Source organism: Pseudomonas sp. S60 (assembly GCF_016647865.1).
GTDB lineage: Bacteria > Pseudomonadota > Gammaproteobacteria > Pseudomonadales > Pseudomonadaceae > Aquipseudomonas > Aquipseudomonas parafulva.
In genome coordinates this window covers 69,990-87,455 of sequence record NZ_JACVVH010000006.1, presented here as the reverse complement: position 1 = coordinate 87,455, position 17,466 = coordinate 69,990, and the positions used below count along the sequence as shown (strand labels likewise).

Sequence of the window (17,466 nt, the reverse complement as noted above, 5' to 3'; positions counted from 1 at the left end):
TTGCACAATGTTATAAAGTAACAATACAATTTCGCCAAGCTGTTCCTGACAAACGAGAGCTCGCCAGTGCCCCAGATGACCGTGCAACGCATCCTCATGCTGCTGATGCTCGCCTTGCCCTGCAGTGCGTTGGCGATACCTCCCAGCCCTACACTCGCCCTTTGCACACGCAGTGCCACGCTGCTGGCCTGCCAGGACCGCGCCGGCGGCTACTACAGCGTGCGAACGGAGGGCAGCACGTTTTATTTACGTGGCTACGACGTGCAGAGCAGGCGCCTATGGGCACAGACCAATAGCCGTTACGGCAGCCTGACTTTCTTCACAGGCCTGGCAAGCAATGGGGAAGCGTGGGTTGGATACAGCCGCAGGGTGGGCTGGACCACGTTGAACAGGGTATCCAGTTCAAGCGGCCAGCGTTTCAACCTGCACTGCAGCCTGATCGGCGGATGCCGCTGAAAACACTACTTTCTGGAATACCCAATGACTCAGCTGAAGCTACCCGATATCGCCGCACAGAACCTGGACCACTCCCAGCCGTTGGATTGGGTAGGCATGTGCGGCATCGCTTTGCCCATCGCCTTCGAGGGGCGTACGGCGGCTGCAAAGATCGACGCGGGAGTAAGCCTGGTGGATGGCAGCTCCAGAGGCATTCACATGTCGCGGCTTTACCTGGCGCTGGAATCTCTGGAGCAGGTGCCGTTGACGCCCGTCGCCCTACGACGTTTGATGGCCGACTTCCTCACGAGCCATGAGGGGCTTTCATCCGCGAGTTACATCCGCCTACGCTTCGAGCATTTGCTGAAAAGATCTGCACTGGTTAGCCCGCTGGCTGGCTGGAAGAGCTACGAAGTAGAGGTGAATGCGCGTATCGAAAACGAAATGTTCCACGTGGAACTATCCGTGTCAGTCCCCTACTCGTCCACCTGCCCATGCTCGGCGGCGTTGGCCAGACAACTCATCCAGCAGCAGTTCCAAGCCACATTCACGGCTGAGCACGTGGACCGGGAAGCGGTACTGAGGTGGCTGGGCACGGCAGAGGGCATCGTTGCAACCCCCCATAGCCAAAGAAGCCTGGCCAAGATTCAAGTCAGGCTGCGGAGTAACCAGGCGACGTTACCCATCACCGAGCTGATCGATCAAGTGGAGACCAGCCTGGGTACTGCCGTGCAAACAGCGGTAAAGCGTGCTGATGAGCAAGCGTTCGCATTGGCCAATGGCCAAAACCTGATGTTCTGCGAAGACGCCGCACGAAGGCTGCATGAAACATTGAAGCAGGCGCCGTGGAGCAGCGCGTTCAAGGTACGCGTGGAGCATGCAGAAAGCCTGCATGCCCACGACGCTGTGGCGACAAGCCAGTGGGGCTGGGAGGTCAGGTGCGAGGCTTGACCGCGCCGCAATCGTTGCCCAGCCATACAGCGCGGGTATTCATGCTGCCCTGCTGCTGCACCCCTGAGGCATTAAAGGTACCGTTCACCTGCGTGGTGAATTCCCTGTCACTGAGGAAGGTGGCCTGACCGCTGCCTTGGGCTTTGGGGCAGCTGAACTGAAATTTCCAGACGTTGCCCGAGCGGTCGGTGATTTTCTGCGTGCAGCCGGACTTGGGGTCCTGCAAGGGGATGTCGTTGGTTGCCACTTGCTGCGGGGTCAGGCAAGAGCGCACCCCTTTACCGCCCACGGTAACGCCCTGTTTGGCCAACACACCTTCCATCATTGCCCGTTGCTCGGGTGGCAGGTTTTTCAACTGGCTGAGCATGAATTCCATATCGGGTAGCGGTTTACCGTCCACCTGCATGTTGCTGGTGGTCAACTCCCACAAACCCGGTTGCAGCATCTGGGCCTGCGCACCGGCACTGCTCAAACCAAGGGCCAACGCCAACAGCGGCAGACGAATCTTCATGGACAAACGCTCCTGAAAAAGCCGGACGACCCGGGCAATATCCCGCTTAGACGCTAAAAATAAGCGGTTGTTGCAGGCGAACCTGGAACGTGTTCTGTTACCTAAGGTGTATTCAATAAGCAGGATGCATATGGATTACCACAGCCCCTACTTCTTCGGTTACCTCTTGGGTGTTGTTCACGTGTTGGGGATCGTCGCCGCGCTGCACGCGCTGTTTACCGTGCGCACTGCCCAAGGTGCGATCGCCTGGGCGATGCCGCTGTTTTTCATCCCGTACTTCACGTTGATCCCTTACCTGATATTCGGTGCCCGCTCGTTCTACGCCTACATCAAGGCCAGGCGCCAGGCCAATCAGGAGATGCATGTGGCAATGGCCAGCCTGAACTGGCGACCGTGGGTTGAAGAAGCGCTAGCTGCCCGCGCCTCGGCCAGCTATGCCGCGCTAAGGGCGATGCCCAAGCTCAGCCGCATGCCATGCCTGGCCAATAACCAGGTGGAGTTGCTGATTGATGGCAAGCAAACCTTCGATGCGATCTTCGAAGCCATCGAGAACGCCAAGGAAGTCGTACTGGTACAGTTCTTCATCATCCACAACGACGCCTTGGGTAAAGCGTTGCAAGCGCTGTTGCTGCGCAAGGCAGCCGATGGCGTGAAGGTGTTCGTGCTGTACGACCGGGTAGGCAGCCACGCTTTGCCGGCGAGTTACAGCCAGCGGTTGCGCGAAGGTGGTGTACAGATCCATGCCTTTGCCACACGTCGAGGCTGGTTCAACCGCTTGCAGGTCAACTTCCGCAACCATCGCAAGATCGTCGTGGTGGACGGCGTGGTGGGCTTCATCGGCGGGCACAACGTCGGTGACGAATACCTGGGGGCCGACCCCAAGCTGTCACCCTGGCGGGATACGCACGTACGCATCAGCGGGCCCGTGCTGGCCTGCCTGCAGGAATCCTTTGCCGAAGACTGGTACTGGGCCACCCGCCAGCTACCGCCGTTGATTCTGCTGGATACCTACCCGGATAACGGCGTGCTCTGCCAGGCCCTTGCCAGCGGCCCGGCCGACTCGCAGGAGACCTGCGCGCTGTTCTTCCTGGAAGCGATCCACTCCGCCACCCGGCGGGTCTGGATCACCAGCCCCTACTTCGTACCCGACGAGGCGGTATTCGCCGCACTGCGCCTGGCGGTGTTGCGGGGTGTGGACGTGCGGGTACTGATCCCGTCACGCCCGGACCACCGTGTGGTCTACGCGGCCTCCAGCCTGTTCGCGTTCGAAGCCGTGCGCGCGGGTGTGCGCATGTTCCGTTATCAGCCGGGGTTTCTGCATCAGAAAGTGGTGCTGGTGGATGACGAGATCAGCGCGATAGGTAGCGCCAACCTGGACAACCGTTCGTTCCGCCTTAATTTTGAAATTACCTTGCTGACCGTGGACCGTGACTTCGCCGACAAGGTCGAGCAGATGCTCAATGACGACTTTGCACAAGCACGGGAGATCACCGCCGAAGACAGCCGGACCACTCACCGGGTGCAGCAATTGGGCATGCGCATTGCGCGCCTGATTTCACCCGTTCTGTAAGCGCCATACACAACCAGGGCGACCCTGCCATTTCGGTCGGGGTCGCCCGGTTTGGACTGTAGTCAGCGATACAGGTGTTCGCGGGTCCAGGGCAGGTCGTGGTGCCCATCTGCGTAGGGCTTCACTGCCAGTATCTGGTGCAGGTTGATCCAACCCTTTTCGAAGGCATAGGCACAACCTGCCAGGTACAGCCGCCAGATACGCAGGGTTTTTTCCGGGACCAACGCAGCGGCATTGTGCAGCTGGTTTTCCAGGTTCTCGCTCCAGTGGTGCAAGGTCTTGGCGTAGTGCATGCGCAAGCTCTCGACATCCACCACCTCAAGCCCCGCTTCGCACACGCTGGCCGTAATCATCGACAAGTGCGGCAGCTCCCCATGGGGGAATACGTAGCGGTCGATGAACTCACCCGCCCCCCGTCCTACAGGCCGACCATCCACATGCTTGGCCGTGATGCCATGGTTCATGACCAGGCCGCCTTCACGTACCGCATTGAATAGCGTCTGGGAATACAACGGCAAGTTGGCGTGCCCCACGTGCTCGAACATGCCCACACTCACGACCTTGTCGAAGCGACCGTCCTGGGGTAAATCCCGGTAATCCAGAATCTGCAGGTCGACCTGGTCGCCCAGGCCCTCGTCCTCCACGCGCTGCCGCCCAAGTTTGAGCTGCTCTTTGCTCAAGGTTATGCCGAACACCTTGGCGCCGTACTCACGCGCCGCGAAGCGGGCCAGGCCACCCCAGCCGCAGCCGACATCCAACAGATATTCACCTGCACCCAGGCGCAGCTTGCGGCAGATATGGTCGAACTTGTCCTGCTGGGCCTGCTGCAACGTGTTGTCCGGCTCACGGAAATAGGCGCAGGAATACACCATGTCCGGGTCCAGCCACAGCGCGTAGAACGCGTTGGAAACATCGTAGTGGTAGGAGATCGCCTCGGCGTCGGTATCCTTGTCGTGGGCCAGCCGCTGGGGAATATGCTCATCCTCACCACCCAGCAAGGCTTCACTGAGCTCGTCACACACCCGGATGGCTTCGGCAATGTCGCCTTCCAGTTCGAGCTTGCCCTCGACGAAAGCAGTACCCAGCTCGTTCATGCTCGGATGCGTCAGCTGGGTAATCAGCTGTGGCTCCTTGACCAGGATAGTCACCTGAGGGCTGGGCCCAAGGTCAAAGTAGTTGCCGTCCCACAGCTTGAGGCGCAATGGCAGATGCAGATGCTGCAATGCCGGTGGAAGTTGAGCAAACATGAAGCACCCTCCCGTCCCCTGTGCAGGGGAAGACCCATGTCATTTCGAAAGCCACCGGCATAGCGTAGTTCATTGGCAGGAAGTTTCTGTTAAACGAAGGGCGTAGGTGAGCACTGGCGCCTAAAGCTTCATGTTGAGCGACACGAATGCAGAGCGGCCCGGTGCAGGGGAGAACATGGCCTGGTCATCACCGCCCCAGAAGAAATTGTCGTACCAGACATACTCGTACTGGCGGTCAAACAGGTTTTTCACCTGCAGGTCGACGCTGGTGGCAGGCGTTATGCGATAGCTGACGCTGGCATCTGCAACCACGAAGCCACCGTATTTGCCCTGCTCGTTCAGCTCATCGATGTAGTAGCTGCCCTGGGCCCGCCCTTGCACGCCGAACTTCCAGTCATCGTTATAGCGGTAGTCCACGCCCACATTGCTGATGTAACGGGGGGTAGAGAATACTTCCTTGCCAGACAGCGACTGGCCGGACGCAGAGTAGGCCTTCACCACCTTTGCCTCCTGAATGGCGTGAGAAGCCCAGACCGTCCACTGTTCATCCAGTTGCGCGGTGATCTGCATGTCTACCCCCCGCCGGCGCGTTTCACCCAACCCTACGGTAGTGCCCGTACTCGGCATGTTGGCCACTTCGTCGGTGGCATCCTGTTGCCAAAGTGCAACCCGGGCCTGGGCGCCCTCGAAGGGGCGGAACTTGATACCGACTTCCTTGCCGGTGTTGATCGAAGGGTCGTAAGAAGCCTGGCCTGGCGTCATATAAGCGGGCGGGGTAGAGCCCGTCAGAATCTGGAAGGTGCGCCCCCAGTTGGCGTACAGGTCGATATCGGGGGTAAGGCTGTAGATCACGCTGAGCTTGGGTTGGCGGATCCAGCCGTAGTCCTGCAAGGGCGCTTTTGCGCCCCCGAGCAGCTCGGTGTTGCCAGAGAACTTGTCCACGCGCATGGCCGGGATGATCTTCAGTGACTCGGTTGGCTGGATCACAGCCTGCACATAGCCGCCGATATTGCGCAGGGTATAGCTGTCGTCATTCTGCACCCGGGCCGGCTTTACATCGAAATCGGTAGGGATACCGAAGCTGTAGCGCAGGCGCCTGTAAGTGTTGTCCTGCTCTTCGTAATTGATGCCGCCATCGAGGGTGAGCAGGTCGTTGATGCGCCAGGTGAGGTTGTTGAGCACCCCGGTTTGCTGTTCGTCCCACTGCCGGCGCTGTCGCGGCGCATTGCCTGGCCGATAGTCTGTAAAGGTGATGGTGCGGTCGTCGTTGTAGCTGTTGAAGTACAGCTTGCTGCTCAGGTTGAGGTCGTCGTTGATCTGCCAGTCGGCGTGCAGGCTGAGGTGCTTCATGTCCCGGTCATCGCCATCGTTGGCATTTTTTTCGGGCGACTGGGTACGGCTGGCGTGCATCTGTTCGCGGGTCAGAAAACCCGGCTCTTCAGCCTGGTGATGGTACAGCCGTGCAATCAGCCCAATGCGGAAGTTCTGTTCATCATTGCTGACGAACCATTTACCGCCCAGTGCGTACTTGTTGGACTGGCTATGGTCACGGTAACCGTCGCTGTCCTGCTTGGCGAGGATGTAGTTCTGGGCAACGTTGCCTTCTTCGTGCCCGACCGCCAGCTGTATTTCGCGGGTGTCGAAGCTGCCGTAGGTAACCCGGCTATCAACGTAGTTGCCACCCTGGCGGGTGGCGAAGTTGATGTTGCCGGCAATGTTGTGCAGGCCGTAACGCGGGTCGTTGGTACCGCGCACCACTTCGATGTAGTCGATATCCAGCGGGAAGATCATGTCGATGAAGCGCTGGTTGCCGCTGTTCACGTTGCTGGGAATGCCGTCGATGAGGGTCTTGATGCCGTTGATGTAGCCCTCGCCATTGAATGCACGGAACGTGACCTTGCCAGACTCGGCGCCCTGCCCCGTTTCCGTGAGCTGAATACCGGGCATCTGGCCCAGCAACTGCCAGCTGTTCATGACGTTCTTTTCCTGCACCTGGTCGCCACCCAGCACATCCACCGAGGTGAGTACATGTTCGGTGCTCAGCGCCACCCCCGCATTTTGGGTGATGTTCACCTCGCCAAGGGTGATGGTCGAGTTGCCGATCTGGTCGGCGAACAGTTCAGGGGAGAACATCACCGTGAACATGGCGAGGGAGGCCGGGGTGAATCGCATGGGAGCTCCTGGGCTGCAAAGATGAAAGTGCGGGCGGCGCAGGTCTGGGCCTGCTTTAGCGGCAAACGTTATATCATAACTAATAATGACTGTAATGAGCCTGATATTGGCCGAGCACATGCGCCCCGTAAGGGGCTCCCAGAATGCTCTCTTCATCAGTTCAAAGCAGCTAACGTCAGCCGATATCCGCCATGGCCGTGTCCACCGCCTCAATCAACATGTCTGCATGTTCTTGGGTATAGGTCAGCAGCGGTCTGATCTTGAGCACGTTTTCCAGTGGCCCTGAGGCACTGATCAGCACACCCTTTTCCCGCATGCTGTTAACCACCTTACGAGCCTGCTCGGCTGCCGGCTGCCGGGTAACGCGGTCGGTCACCAACTCGACACCCAGGAACATCCCCGCGCCGCGCACGTCGCCCATGCACGCGTGCCGCTGCGCAAGCCGGGACAACCCCTCAAGCAGGTAGCCGCCAATAACGTGCGACTGCTGCTGCAGGTTCTGCTCCTGAATAACATCCAGCACCGCCTTGCCCGCCGCGCACGACACCGGGTTGCCCCCAAAGGTGTTGAAATAGCGCATGTGCCTGCCAAAGCAATCGACCACCTCACTGCGCCCCACCAGGCCAGCAATGGGTTGCCCGTTGCCCATTGGCTTGCCCAACGTGACCATATCCGGCTGCACGCCATGGCGCATGAAGCCCCACATGTTCAACCCGGTGCGAGCGAAGCCTGGCTGAACTTCGTCGGCGATATACAGCAAGCCTTCGGCCTGGGCCGCTGCAATGCCCGCGGCCATGAAGCCCGCGGGCCCAACCAGTACACCGTCACTGGAGAAAATGCCATCCATCACGATGGCGGCAGGGCGTATGCCGTGTGCTTGCATGTCCTGGATGGCTGCCTTTATGTCGGCTTCAAACAACGCGGAAACGTTGTCGGCACCCAGTCGGTAGGCATCCGGCGCCCTGACGGTGCGCACATGGCTGGGCAACACCATGCCGCGACCCAGCGAGGGCGACAGCTCGGCCACATCGCCGGTGACACCGTGATAGGCAAACTGGGTGATGATGATGCCGGTACCGCCGGTATAGTGCCTGGCCATGCGCAGCGCCAGGTCGTTCGCTTCACTGCCGGTACAGGTGAACATTACGCGGTCCAAGTCACTCGGGAAGGTCCCCAGCAGCTGTTCGGCGTAGTCGAGAATGCCCTCCTGCAAATAGCGTGTATGGGTGTTGAGCTGCTGGGCCTGGCGATGCATTGCCTCCACCACGCGCGGGTGGCAGTGCCCAATTGATGCAACGTTGTTGTAGGCATCCAGGTAGCGACGGCCCTGTTCATCGAACAGCCACACGCCCTCGCCTCGCACCGTGTGCAGCGGCCGTTCGTAGAACAACCTGTAGGCAGGGCCCAGCAAGCGTTCACGACGTTCTACAAGGCGCCGCTCCTGCTCCGTGAGCCGCGCCGCATCGTCTGGGGTGAAGCCATTGACCATGCTCATGCCCTGCCCTCCCGGCTGCAGGCCGCCAGTATTCGGTTTTCGATCTCCGCCCGCGGCAGGGCCGCGATCGATGCAAGGTTCGCCCAAGCACGCTGGGAGTTACGGTGGATATAGGCGCGGTTTTCCGGGTGCAGCTGCGCACGCCATGAATTTATGCACAGGGCCGATGCCAGCCGGGTGCGCAGCAGCTCAGGCAGCAGTTGCAGCTCTTCGCGGGCAAGCGGGTTGTGCTGATGATACGCGGCAATGACATCCAGCGCCGGCGCCAGGGCGTCGCCATCGTGGCCAAGATGGTACGAAGCCGCCACAGCCACTTCATTGATCAGGGGCGCGTGGACCATGTCTCCGAAGTCGAGGATGTTGCGCAATATATCCGGGTTGTCAGCATCCACGATGATGTTGTGGGGGTTCATGTCGTTGTGGATAACTTGCCTGCGCAGCCCAGCCATCGTCGGCACCACCCGTGCTTCGAACTGATCCAGGCTCTGCTCCACCAGCGCGCGACCTTGCCCCGGTTCGAGATGGGCAAGCAGGGGCCGAAGGTGCGCCGCATGTTGCATGTCCCAGAGCAACGTGTGGCGGGCAGCCGGGTGATCGAAACCTTCCAGCGCAACATCCAGGCGGGCGAGAGACGCCCCCAACGACCGACGAAACGTTTGGGTAGTGCGGCCTACCCGGTGCAGTTGCATACCGTCGACGAATGACAGAAGCCGGGCCAGCATGCGTTGACCGTTGGCTTCGACGCGCACGAAGTGCTCCCCGGCCAGTGAGGTGTGTACGCGCTGCACAGGCAAGGCAGGGTTACGCAAGGCGATGCAGCGCATTGCCTGATTATGAAAATCGACAACGTCAGGGTTTTCCAGCGGATGGGAAAGCTTCAGCAAGCGGGATGCCCCGTCAGGCAGTAGCACCCGAAAATTCAGGTCTCTTTCACCGCCAAGTTTTTCGAGCGTGCCGCTTAAGCCGAAGTGCCGATGCAGCACCTCGCCCGCCTGGGCATCACTGACGTGCGCCGGGGCGACTTCCAGCAAGCTGTCATCGATTGCGAAATTTTCGAGCGGCATAACCCTACCCCTTATCTGGCGCGAAACCGGCGCCCGCCCCGCAGGCGCCATCATGCATTACTTGTTGACCCAGGCGTTGAAGCGCTCTTCCAGGTCTTCGCCATGGTCGATCCAGAACTCGGCATCCGTAGCCCGGGCGTTCTTGAGGTTGTCTGGCGCGGTTGGCAATTTGTCGCCGACTTTTCTGTCTACCAGCTCTACCGCATGCCTATTGCTGGGCCCGTAGGGAATGGCTTCGACGAAATGCTTCTGTTGCACAGGTTCGCTTGCAAAGGCAATGAACGTTTCTGCCAGGGCTTTTTTCGGGCTGCCTTTCACAATTGCCCAGTGGTCCAGGTCGTACAGGCTGCCGTTCCACTGCATGGCAAATGACTGGCCCTCGTCCTGGGCCGACGTCACCCGGCCGTTGTAGGCCGAGGTCATTACCACATCACCGGATACCAACCATTGCAGAGGCTGTGCACCGGAATCCCACCACTGGATATTGGGCTTAATCTGGTCCAGCTTCTTGAACGCGCGCTGCACACCGGCTTCCGTTCCCAGCTCCTGGTACAGGTCCTTCAGGGGGACCCCATCGGCAATCAGGGCAAATTCCAGGGTGAACTTGGCACCCCGGCGCAGGCCCCGCTTGCCCGGGTACTTCTTCACATCCCAGAAGTCGGCCCAGCCTTGGGGCGCCGAGGCGACTTTTTTGGGGTCGAATGTGAGGACAGTCGACCAGATGAAAATACCGACCCCACAATCGCTTACCGCAGCGGGGATGAAGTCTTCTTTCTTGCCTATCCGCCCCCAATCCAAAGGCTCGAACAGGCCTTCACTGCACCCGCGAATCAGCTCGGGCGACTCCACTTCCACCACATCCCAGCTGGTTTTGCCGGTATCGGCCATGACTTTGATCTTGGCCATTTCGCCGTTGTAGTCATCTGCCGTAATGGGGGTGGCGTACTGTGCGGTGAAGGGTTGGTAGAAGGCCTTTTCCTGGGCCTGGCGGTTATTCCCGCCAAAGGACACCACGGTTAGCCTCTCAGCGGCGCTGAGGGGGCCTGCGAGTGTTCCAAGTATCAGTACCGCTGCGATTTTCTTGTTCATGCGTCTCTCCAGGTGAGCTACGAGGTCGTGGGCAGCTTCAAGGGATGGCAGTTTTTTTGTAGTGGCAGCAAACAGATCAGGCAGTGCGCCTCCCAGTGGAGGGCGAGTCATTTAACCACAATCAAAATATGATGCATCATATTTTTACGCTATGCTCTTCCCACTCATCACCGAAAGGACGCCACCATGACCGAACCCCGCACCTTGTTACTCACCGGCGCCAGCCGCGGCATCGGCCACGCGACGGTTAAGCACTTCAACGCGGCTGGCTGGCGAGTCTTCACCGCCTCTCGCCAGGACCTTGGCGAAGGCTGCCCATGGGCTGAAGGCCTCGCAAACCACATTCACCTCGACCTGGGCAACATCGAGGACGTCCAGGCCAGGCTGCCGGAGATCCGTGAAAAACTGGGCGGCCGCCTGGACGCGTTGGTGAACAACGCCGGCATTTCACCCAAGGGCGAGCACGGCGAGCGCCTGGGTGTGCTGGAGTCCGACTACACCACCTGGCTGAACGTGTTCAACGTCAACCTGTTCTCCACCGCCCTGCTAGCCCGCGGGCTGTTCGAAGAACTGAAGGCTGCAAAGGGCTCGGTCATCAACGTCACCTCCATCGCAGGCTCCCGGGTACACCCCTTTGCAGGCGTTGCCTATGCCTGTTCCAAGGCGGCGCTGTCTGCACTCACCCGTGAAATGGCCCATGATTTCGGCCAGCACGGCGTAAGGGTCAACGCCATCGCACCCGGTGAAATCGACACGTCGATCCTGTCTGCAGGCACCGAGCTGATCGTTGAGCGTTCGATCCCGATGAAGCGCATGGGTAAACCGGAGGAAGTGGCAGCGCTGGTGCATTTCCTGTGTACCCACGGGGCGTCTTACGTGAACGGTGCAGAAATACATGTGAATGGTGGGCAACATGTTTGAGTTATTCGATAATCTGCCGTGGAAGGTTCCCCTCCGCCGCCGGTCCTGTGCCGTACACGAGTAAGCAATGAACTACCCCATCGAGAACCTGAAACACTCCTACTTGGGCAGCGGCATCTATGGCCTGTTACGCGAGGCGTTGATTACCGGTCGCTTCCAGCCCAACGACAGGCTGCGTATTCGCGACCTGGCCGAGCAACTGGGCACCAGCGTTACGCCGGTACGGGATGCGATTCTGCAACTGGCCAAGGAGCAGGCGCTGGTTCTCAAAACGCCCAGGGACATCCGCGTCCCGATGCTGACCTCCAAGCAGTTTCTGGAAATCCGCCGTATCCGCCTTTCCCTCGAAGGCCTGGCGGCCGAAACAGCAGCCGCGCACGTGACAACGCCACAGCTCGAACGGCTCGAAAGCTGTATCGAGGACAACCTGGCTGCGATCCAGGCCAACCACCTGGCGGCCGCACTTACCCACAACCATGAATTCCACTATGCGCTCACCGAAATAGCCGACATGCCGATGCTGTCCAGCCTGCTGGATGGCCTGTGGATGCGCACAGGGCCGTTGATTGCGCGGGCGTATGGCAGCTTCAATGAACGCATGGCCATCGACCATCACTGGGAAGTGCTTGCGGCGCTAAAGAACAAGGACGGGGCTGCCGCCCGGGAGGCGATCTGTGCGGATATTCTGGATGGGAGCCAGAAGATGCTGGAGTATGTGCAGCTTGAGCATGATTGATGGAAAGGTTTGCATGATGGCACAACCACGAAAACAGCCTTTCAACCCATCGCCTGACGCAACGTGCCTTAGCTTCAGAAAATCTGGCACCTGAGCCGTCTTACTAGTACCCCTTCAGTCCACACCTTGTAGGCAGGGGCAAACGAGCACTTCCCCCCATACTCGGAATCGCGCCCGAAGCCATGTCTCGACGCCTCTTCACTCTGCTGGTGCTTTACCTGTTCGCTACCGCCTCGCTCGGCCACGCCGACCCCGTCACACTGGACGGTACCGAACAATGGCAGATGCAAAGCGCCACTGGCCGTACGTATCGCATCATGATCAGCCTGCCCGAAGGCAATGTGCCCTACACCGGGGGCTACCCGGTGATCTACCTGCTCGACGGCAATGCCTACTTTCCCACCTTTCATGCTGCCAAACGGGCGCAAGCAAACTTACGCGGCGCTATCCTGGTTGCCATCGGCTATCCGAGCGATACGCCGCTGGACTTTACGCGCAGAGCCTTCGACCTGACGCCCCCCGCGCCGCCAGAACGCAATAACCCGCCCCAGGGTGGGCAGGACCTTTTTCTTGATTTCATCGAGCAACGGCTCATGCCCAAGGTGGCCGAACGCTTCAAGGTCGACCCCGACCAACGCAGCCTGGTCGGGCACTCGTTCGGCGGCATGCTCGGTATCTACGCGCTTTTCACCCGGCCCACGCTGTTCCAGCACGTGGTCGCGGTGAGCCCAAGCCTCTGGTGGCGCGACCAGCACTTGCTGGCGCCCGAGCGGGCCTTCACCCAACGTGCATTGGCAGGGCAACTCCTGCTGACCCAAACCAGCCTGAGCATCGTCATGGGCGAGCGTGACTCCGTGCAGATGATCGACCACGCTCAAGCCTTGTCCTACCGATTGCAGGCGTTATCCGCCACAGGGCTGCGCACAGGTTTTCGGGTCGAAGCCGGTGAAGACCATACCTCGGTGCCGTTTCGCATTCCTAACCAGGTACTTGGCGAGTTGATGAGCAACCGCCGTTATTAAGGGATTCGCCAACTATCGGAAGGGGGCGGCTGGGCCCTGCCACATAAGCGTAAATGATTCTCTTTTGTGCTATTTTCCTGCGTCTGCTCCCCGCGTAACAAGGCCGCTTTCATGTCCGGTTCAGATCTCAAAGCGTTGTACCTCGCCCATCGCGGCGAAATCCAGGACTACCTGGACCGCCGCTTGCGCTGTAAGGAAACCGCCGCCGATCTGACCCAGGACACCTTCATCCGCTTGTCCGAGCAGATGACCCGTACCCCCATCGGCAACTTCCGGGCCTACCTGTTTTCCGCTGCACGCAACCTGTTCATCGATCACACGCGGCGCCAGTCACACCGTAACGCCAAGCCGTTGGACGAGCAGGCAGCGGCGACCTCCGAGCCTGCCACCCCAACCCTTGAGCAGGCTGCAATTGCCCACCAGCAACTGGCCGCGCTGAGCGCGGTAATTGCCAACATGCCAGCCCCGTGCCGCGAAGTGTTTCTGCTGGTACGCGTAGAGGGCTTGACCTACGCCGAAATCAGCCAGCGCCTGGGCATTCCTGCGCAAACCGCCTACAGCCGCATGGTGCGTGCGCTGGACCTGCTGAAAAGCGGAATGACCGAATGAGCATCTCGCCCTCCCAAGCTGCAGGCGCGCATCGCCGCGTTGCATTACACTCTGCCGCCCGTGCCTACCGCAGCCCATTGCCATCCCTATGAGCGCCGAACCACCCCAGGCTCCACCGCTGCATGCCGATGACATCAGTCACGAGGCAAGCCGTTGGTTCGCTCTGATACACGGCGGCGAGCCCACCGACACCGAGCGCGAGCGCCTGGGCGCCTGGCTTGATGCCGACCCCCGGCACCGCATCGCCTACGTTCAGCTCGAACAGCTATGGGCAGCGACCGCGCAACTCCAGCCACCCGTGCCACCGGTGCCCAAGCCAGCTGCGACGCTGTCACGGCGACGCTTTGTAGGCATGGGCATCGCCGCCAGCGCGGTGGCCGTCACAGCGCCGACTTCGGTATGGTGGTTTACCGGCGGGGGCTCGTTGTTTGCCGACGTTCGCAGCGGCATTGGCGAGCGCCGTAACCTCGCGCTGCCCGATGGTTCGACAGTGGAGTTGGCTGGCAACACCGCGTTGAACCTGGATTTCTCCGCCGGCAAGCGCTCGGTAGAGCTGTTACAGGGCGAAGCCTATTTTGCCGTGCAACCCAGCGCCAGCGGTGAGTTCAAGGTCAACACACCCTACGGCCAGGTGTTGGCCGCTGACGGCGAGTTCTGTTTGTCCTGCGACCCCTCGTCAGCGCTTCTGGCGGTCAGCCGAAAAACGGCCAGTGTAGTCACCGCCAACCAGCGCACGGACATTGGTGAAGGGTTGTCGCTGCGTTTCACTGATGACAACACAGGGCCCATCCAGCACGCTGAGCTGGAACAGATGCTCGCCTGGCGTAGCGGGCGCCTGGTGTTCTTCGATAAACCGTTGGCCAGTGTGGTCGAGCAATTGCAGCGCTGGCGCCATGGCCGCATCTTCATCATGGATGAGCAACTGGGAACGCGGCGGGTGAGCCTGATTCTCAACCTCGACAAACCCGAGCAGATGCTTGACGCCATGACCACTGCGCTGGCAATACGCACCCAGCGTTATACCGACCTGGTCACGCTGATCTACCCGGCCTGATCGCACCTTCGCAAAAATAACTCACCGAGCCTCCAGAAATAGCGCGCGGTCATGCGTCTTCGCCTGAGTGATTGGTATTCGCATTCTGCGCCCTACTCGAGGAACACCCGCAATGGCCCTGCACCACTCCCCCTTTTTCCGACCCGATGGCCGCTGGCAGCGCAGCGCTTTGAGCACGGCACTGGCATGCAGCCTGCTTGTGGGTACGGCGCATGCGCAGGGTACCAAGACACCGGCGGCCGCTACGGCGATGCAAAAGCTGGCAGTAGACATTCCGGCCCAACCGCTGCGCCAGGCACTGCTGGAATTCAGCCAGCAGTCGGGCCAGAACATCATGCTCGATGGCAACCTCGACGCTACGCTGCGCAGCCCACGCGTGGTGGGCCGGTATTCAGTCGAAGAAGCCCTGAGCCAGTTGCTGCAAGGCAGCGGCTACAACTTCTCACGCACCGACGCGGTGACCTTGTACCTGGTGCCGACTCAGGCCTCGAGCGCAGGCAACCAAGTCATGCTGGCCCCTACACAAATACAGCAACAGCTAGCCGGCAGCATCAGCCCGTCGCGTAGCTACCGGGGCGAAGCCGCTTCCAGCACCACCCGCCTGGGCCTGACCGATAAACAAACGCCGCAAGCCATCACGGTGGTGACCCGCGAGCAGATCGACGACTTCAAGCTCAACAGCGTCAAGGATGCGCTGCGTAACGCGCCCTCGGTCACCGTCGAGCAGTTCGAGACTGACCGTACAGCGTTCACCTCGCGCGGCTTCAAGATTGAGAACTTCGAGTTCGACGGCATGAGCCTGCCGTTCTCCGGCGGTGTGCTGGTCGGCGATCAGGACATGACCGAATTCGAACAGGTGGATGTGCTACACGGCGCCAATGGCCTGATGAGCGGCACGGGGGACCCGTCGGCTACGGTCAACTTGGTGCGCAAACGCCCTACTGACACTTTTCAGGCCCGTGTCGACTCAAGCATCGGTTCCTGGGACAACCGTCGATTGGCCCTGGACCTCTCCGGCCCGCTAACCGAAAGCGGCAATGTACGCGGGCGCTTCGTCACATCCCATGACAAAGGCAACTCCTACCTCGACCAATACGGCCACGAGGTCAACGTCGCCGCCGGCCTGCTGGCCATCGACCTGACCGACGCCGACACCCTGACGGTGGGTTTCACCCAGCAGAACAGCTATTCCAACGGCAGCACCTGGGGCGCCCTGCCAATCGCGGACTACGCGGGCAATCGCATCCATTACGGCAGCCGCAGCTCCAGCGTTGGGCAACCCTGGACCTACTGGGACGTACACACGCAGCGCGCATTCGCCGAGCTAACCCATGCCTTCGATAACGGTTGGAACAGCACGCTGACCTTGACCGGGATGAAGCAGGACTCCGATACCAAGATGCTCTATGCCATCCCGTTCACGCCGGACAGTGTGCTTGCCTATGTCAATCGCACCACGAGCACCGAGCATCAGGTGACCGGCGAAGCGAAGCTGTCCGGGCCTTTCGCGTTTCTAGGGCGTGAGCACGAGTTGACCGTCGGCGCCAACTATGGCCGCACCCATCATGATGAGCGCGGCCACTACTTCAGCCAGGCCGGCTACATAACCGCCAGCCTCGCCGATGCCCTGGCCGGAAACGTGGTGCAGCCAGCATTCGACTACACCGACGACGTCAACACCCAGCTGTTCACCGACCGGCAAAAGAGCCTGTTCGCCGGCGCACGCTTCAGCGTGGCCGATGACCTGCACTGGATAGCCGGCGCACGCATGCTTAGCGCAGATGGCGACGGCGCAGGCTACGGCTCGCCCCACGACACCCGCGTGCATGGCAAGGTCACGCCCTATACCGGCCTGGTCTACGACCTGACGCCACAATGGAGCCTGTACACCAGCTGGACCAAAATCTTCAAACCGCAGTACGTGCGCAGCACTAGCGGCGGTGTGGTCGAGCCACTCGATGGCAAAAGCCTGGAAATCGGGCTGAAAGGGTTGCTATTGGATGATCGCCTGACGTTGACGGCGGCGGCTTTCAAGACCGAGCAGGACAACGTGGCGGAGCTGACCGGCGAGATCGTGGGTGGTCAGTACCTGTACCGTGGCACCAACTTCAAGAGCCGCGGGGTGGAGTTGGGCGTTTCGGGTGAAGTGCTGACGGGTCTGGATTTGTCAGGCGGCTACACCTATGTGGATATCGAGAACGACGAAGGCGAACATGCCCGCAAATACATTCCTACCCATTCACTGCGCGGGAGCCTGACCTATCGCCTGCCGGCGCTGCCGAAGGCCAAAGTGGGCACGCGAGTTCAGTGGCAGAGTGGAACCGAGCTGGATACCAACAGCAGGGTTAACCAAGCGGCGTATGCGCTGGTGGACCTGATGGCGAGTTACGAGGTGGATGAGCATTGGAGTCTGGGTTTGAACTTGAATAACGTGACAGACCGGAAGTACCTGTTGTCGTTGTATCAGTCGGCAGGCTCTACGAACTATGGCGCGCCGCGGAATTTGATGGCGACCGTGAGCTGGAAATACTGAAGTATCCGCGAAGGTAAAGCCGTTGCCGCACGCGAAGTGGCGGCAACGGCTCTACTG

Annotated in this window: 15 protein-coding genes; 9 read left to right on the top strand and 6 right to left on the bottom strand. The window is 60.3% G+C overall.

Annotated features, from left to right (window positions below):
* Positions 1 to 75: 75 nt before the first annotated feature.
* Both IAE33_RS04815 and folE2 read left to right on the top strand, forming a co-directional pair.
* Positions 76 to 456 carry a glutamine synthetase gene (locus tag IAE33_RS04815; RefSeq protein ID WP_201162638.1) on the top strand — a complete coding sequence of 127 codons (381 nt, stop codon included), beginning with the start codon at positions 76 to 78 and terminating at the stop codon, positions 454 to 456.
* A gap of 24 nt (positions 457 to 480) precedes the next feature.
* Positions 481 to 1,386: a GTP cyclohydrolase FolE2 gene (folE2, locus tag IAE33_RS04810; protein WP_201162558.1), complete on the top strand. Its 906-nt coding sequence runs from the start codon at positions 481 to 483 to the stop codon at positions 1,384 to 1,386.
* On the opposite strand, the gene IAE33_RS04805 is transcribed toward folE2, so the two are convergent.
* Positions 1,370 to 1,897 (bottom strand): DUF3617 domain-containing protein, encoded by a 528-nt coding sequence (locus IAE33_RS04805; RefSeq protein WP_201162557.1) that lies wholly within the window; start codon positions 1,895 to 1,897, stop codon positions 1,370 to 1,372. The two genes, folE2 and IAE33_RS04805, sit on opposite strands and share 17 nt — an antisense overlap.
* Before the next feature lie 130 nt (positions 1,898 to 2,027).
* On the opposite strand from IAE33_RS04805, the gene cls reads away from it, so the two are divergent.
* Positions 2,028 to 3,467, top strand: a complete 1,440-nt coding sequence (gene cls, locus IAE33_RS04800) for a cardiolipin synthase (protein WP_201162555.1) — start codon at positions 2,028 to 2,030, stop codon at positions 3,465 to 3,467.
* Between the two features lie 62 nt (positions 3,468 to 3,529).
* On the opposite strand, the gene cfaB is transcribed toward cls, so the two are convergent.
* From cfaB to IAE33_RS04775, 5 genes are all read right to left on the bottom strand, one after another.
* A complete protein-coding gene (gene cfaB / locus IAE33_RS04795; protein WP_201162553.1) occupies positions 3,530 to 4,714 on the bottom strand; it encodes a C17 cyclopropane fatty acid synthase CfaB in 1,185 nt (394 codons plus the stop codon).
* A gap of 120 nt (positions 4,715 to 4,834) precedes the next feature.
* On the bottom strand, positions 4,835 to 6,886 hold the full coding sequence (locus IAE33_RS04790; protein ID WP_201162551.1) for a TonB-dependent receptor: 2,052 nt from the start codon (positions 6,884 to 6,886) through the stop codon (positions 4,835 to 4,837).
* A 175-nt stretch (positions 6,887 to 7,061) separates the two neighbouring features.
* Positions 7,062 to 8,381 carry an aspartate aminotransferase family protein gene (locus IAE33_RS04785; RefSeq protein WP_201162550.1) on the bottom strand — a complete coding sequence of 440 codons (1,320 nt, stop codon included), beginning with the start codon at positions 8,379 to 8,381 and terminating at the stop codon, positions 7,062 to 7,064.
* Positions 8,378 to 9,445 carry a phosphotransferase gene (locus IAE33_RS04780; protein ID WP_201162548.1) on the bottom strand — a complete coding sequence of 356 codons (1,068 nt, stop codon included), beginning with the start codon at positions 9,443 to 9,445 and terminating at the stop codon, positions 8,378 to 8,380. Before IAE33_RS04780 ends, IAE33_RS04785 begins: the two co-directional genes overlap by 4 nt.
* Positions 9,446 to 9,502: 57 nt before the next feature.
* On the bottom strand, positions 9,503 to 10,534 hold the full coding sequence (locus tag IAE33_RS04775; RefSeq protein WP_201162546.1) for an ABC transporter substrate-binding protein: 1,032 nt from the start codon (positions 10,532 to 10,534) through the stop codon (positions 9,503 to 9,505).
* Positions 10,535 to 10,720: 186 nt separating this feature from the next.
* Here IAE33_RS04775 and IAE33_RS04770 point away from each other — a divergent pair, with 186 nt between their 5' ends.
* The 6 genes from IAE33_RS04770 (at position 10,721) to IAE33_RS04745 (ending at position 17,409) form a co-directional block, all read left to right on the top strand.
* The gene (locus tag IAE33_RS04770) at positions 10,721 to 11,455 is read left to right on the top strand and encodes an SDR family NAD(P)-dependent oxidoreductase (RefSeq protein WP_201162544.1); all 735 of its coding nucleotides are present in this window, start codon (positions 10,721 to 10,723) and stop codon (positions 11,453 to 11,455) included.
* Positions 11,456 to 11,522: 67 nt separating this feature from the next.
* A complete protein-coding gene (locus IAE33_RS04765) occupies positions 11,523 to 12,191 on the top strand; it encodes a GntR family transcriptional regulator (protein WP_060480952.1) in 669 nt (222 codons plus the stop codon).
* A gap of 182 nt (positions 12,192 to 12,373) precedes the next feature.
* Positions 12,374 to 13,213: an alpha/beta hydrolase gene (locus IAE33_RS04760; protein ID WP_201162543.1), complete on the top strand. Its 840-nt coding sequence runs from the start codon at positions 12,374 to 12,376 to the stop codon at positions 13,211 to 13,213.
* Positions 13,214 to 13,324: 111 nt separating this feature from the next.
* Positions 13,325 to 13,822, top strand: a complete 498-nt coding sequence (locus tag IAE33_RS04755) for an RNA polymerase sigma factor (RefSeq protein ID WP_201162542.1) — start codon at positions 13,325 to 13,327, stop codon at positions 13,820 to 13,822.
* Positions 13,823 to 13,910: 88 nt separating this feature from the next.
* Positions 13,911 to 14,876 carry a FecR family protein gene (locus tag IAE33_RS04750; protein WP_201162541.1) on the top strand — a complete coding sequence of 322 codons (966 nt, stop codon included), beginning with the start codon at positions 13,911 to 13,913 and terminating at the stop codon, positions 14,874 to 14,876.
* A gap of 112 nt (positions 14,877 to 14,988) precedes the next feature.
* Positions 14,989 to 17,409 carry a TonB-dependent siderophore receptor gene (locus IAE33_RS04745; RefSeq protein WP_201162540.1) on the top strand — a complete coding sequence of 807 codons (2,421 nt, stop codon included), beginning with the start codon at positions 14,989 to 14,991 and terminating at the stop codon, positions 17,407 to 17,409.
* The last annotated feature ends 57 nt before the right edge of the window (positions 17,410 to 17,466 follow it).

What these genes read in the sequence shown, in the direction of transcription:
- cfaB (WP_201162553.1), bottom strand. Translation starts at nt 4,714, where the DNA reads ATGTTTGCTCAACTTCCACCGGCATTGCAGCATCTGCATCTGCCATTG.
- IAE33_RS04770 (WP_201162544.1), top strand. Translation starts at nt 10,721, where the DNA reads ATGACCGAACCCCGCACCTTGTTACTCACCGGCGCCAGCCGCGGCATC.
- IAE33_RS04765 (WP_060480952.1), top strand. Translation starts at nt 11,523, where the DNA reads ATGAACTACCCCATCGAGAACCTGAAACACTCCTACTTGGGCAGCGGC.
- IAE33_RS04750 (WP_201162541.1), top strand. Translation starts at nt 13,911, where the DNA reads ATGAGCGCCGAACCACCCCAGGCTCCACCGCTGCATGCCGATGACATC.
- folE2 (WP_201162558.1), top strand. Translation starts at nt 481, where the DNA reads ATGACTCAGCTGAAGCTACCCGATATCGCCGCACAGAACCTGGACCAC.
- IAE33_RS04755 (WP_201162542.1), top strand. Translation starts at nt 13,325, where the DNA reads ATGTCCGGTTCAGATCTCAAAGCGTTGTACCTCGCCCATCGCGGCGAA.
- IAE33_RS04785 (WP_201162550.1), bottom strand. Translation starts at nt 8,381, where the DNA reads ATGAGCATGGTCAATGGCTTCACCCCAGACGATGCGGCGCGGCTCACG.
- cls (WP_201162555.1), top strand. Translation starts at nt 2,028, where the DNA reads ATGGATTACCACAGCCCCTACTTCTTCGGTTACCTCTTGGGTGTTGTT.
- IAE33_RS04775 (WP_201162546.1), bottom strand. Translation starts at nt 10,534, where the DNA reads ATGAACAAGAAAATCGCAGCGGTACTGATACTTGGAACACTCGCAGGC.
- IAE33_RS04790 (WP_201162551.1), bottom strand. Translation starts at nt 6,886, where the DNA reads ATGCGATTCACCCCGGCCTCCCTCGCCATGTTCACGGTGATGTTCTCC.
- IAE33_RS04760 (WP_201162543.1), top strand. Translation starts at nt 12,374, where the DNA reads ATGTCTCGACGCCTCTTCACTCTGCTGGTGCTTTACCTGTTCGCTACC.
- IAE33_RS04815 (WP_201162638.1), top strand. Translation starts at nt 76, where the DNA reads ATGACCGTGCAACGCATCCTCATGCTGCTGATGCTCGCCTTGCCCTGC.
- IAE33_RS04780 (WP_201162548.1), bottom strand. Translation starts at nt 9,445, where the DNA reads ATGCCGCTCGAAAATTTCGCAATCGATGACAGCTTGCTGGAAGTCGCC.
- IAE33_RS04805 (WP_201162557.1), bottom strand. Translation starts at nt 1,897, where the DNA reads ATGAAGATTCGTCTGCCGCTGTTGGCGTTGGCCCTTGGTTTGAGCAGT.
- IAE33_RS04745 (WP_201162540.1), top strand. Translation starts at nt 14,989, where the DNA reads ATGGCCCTGCACCACTCCCCCTTTTTCCGACCCGATGGCCGCTGGCAG.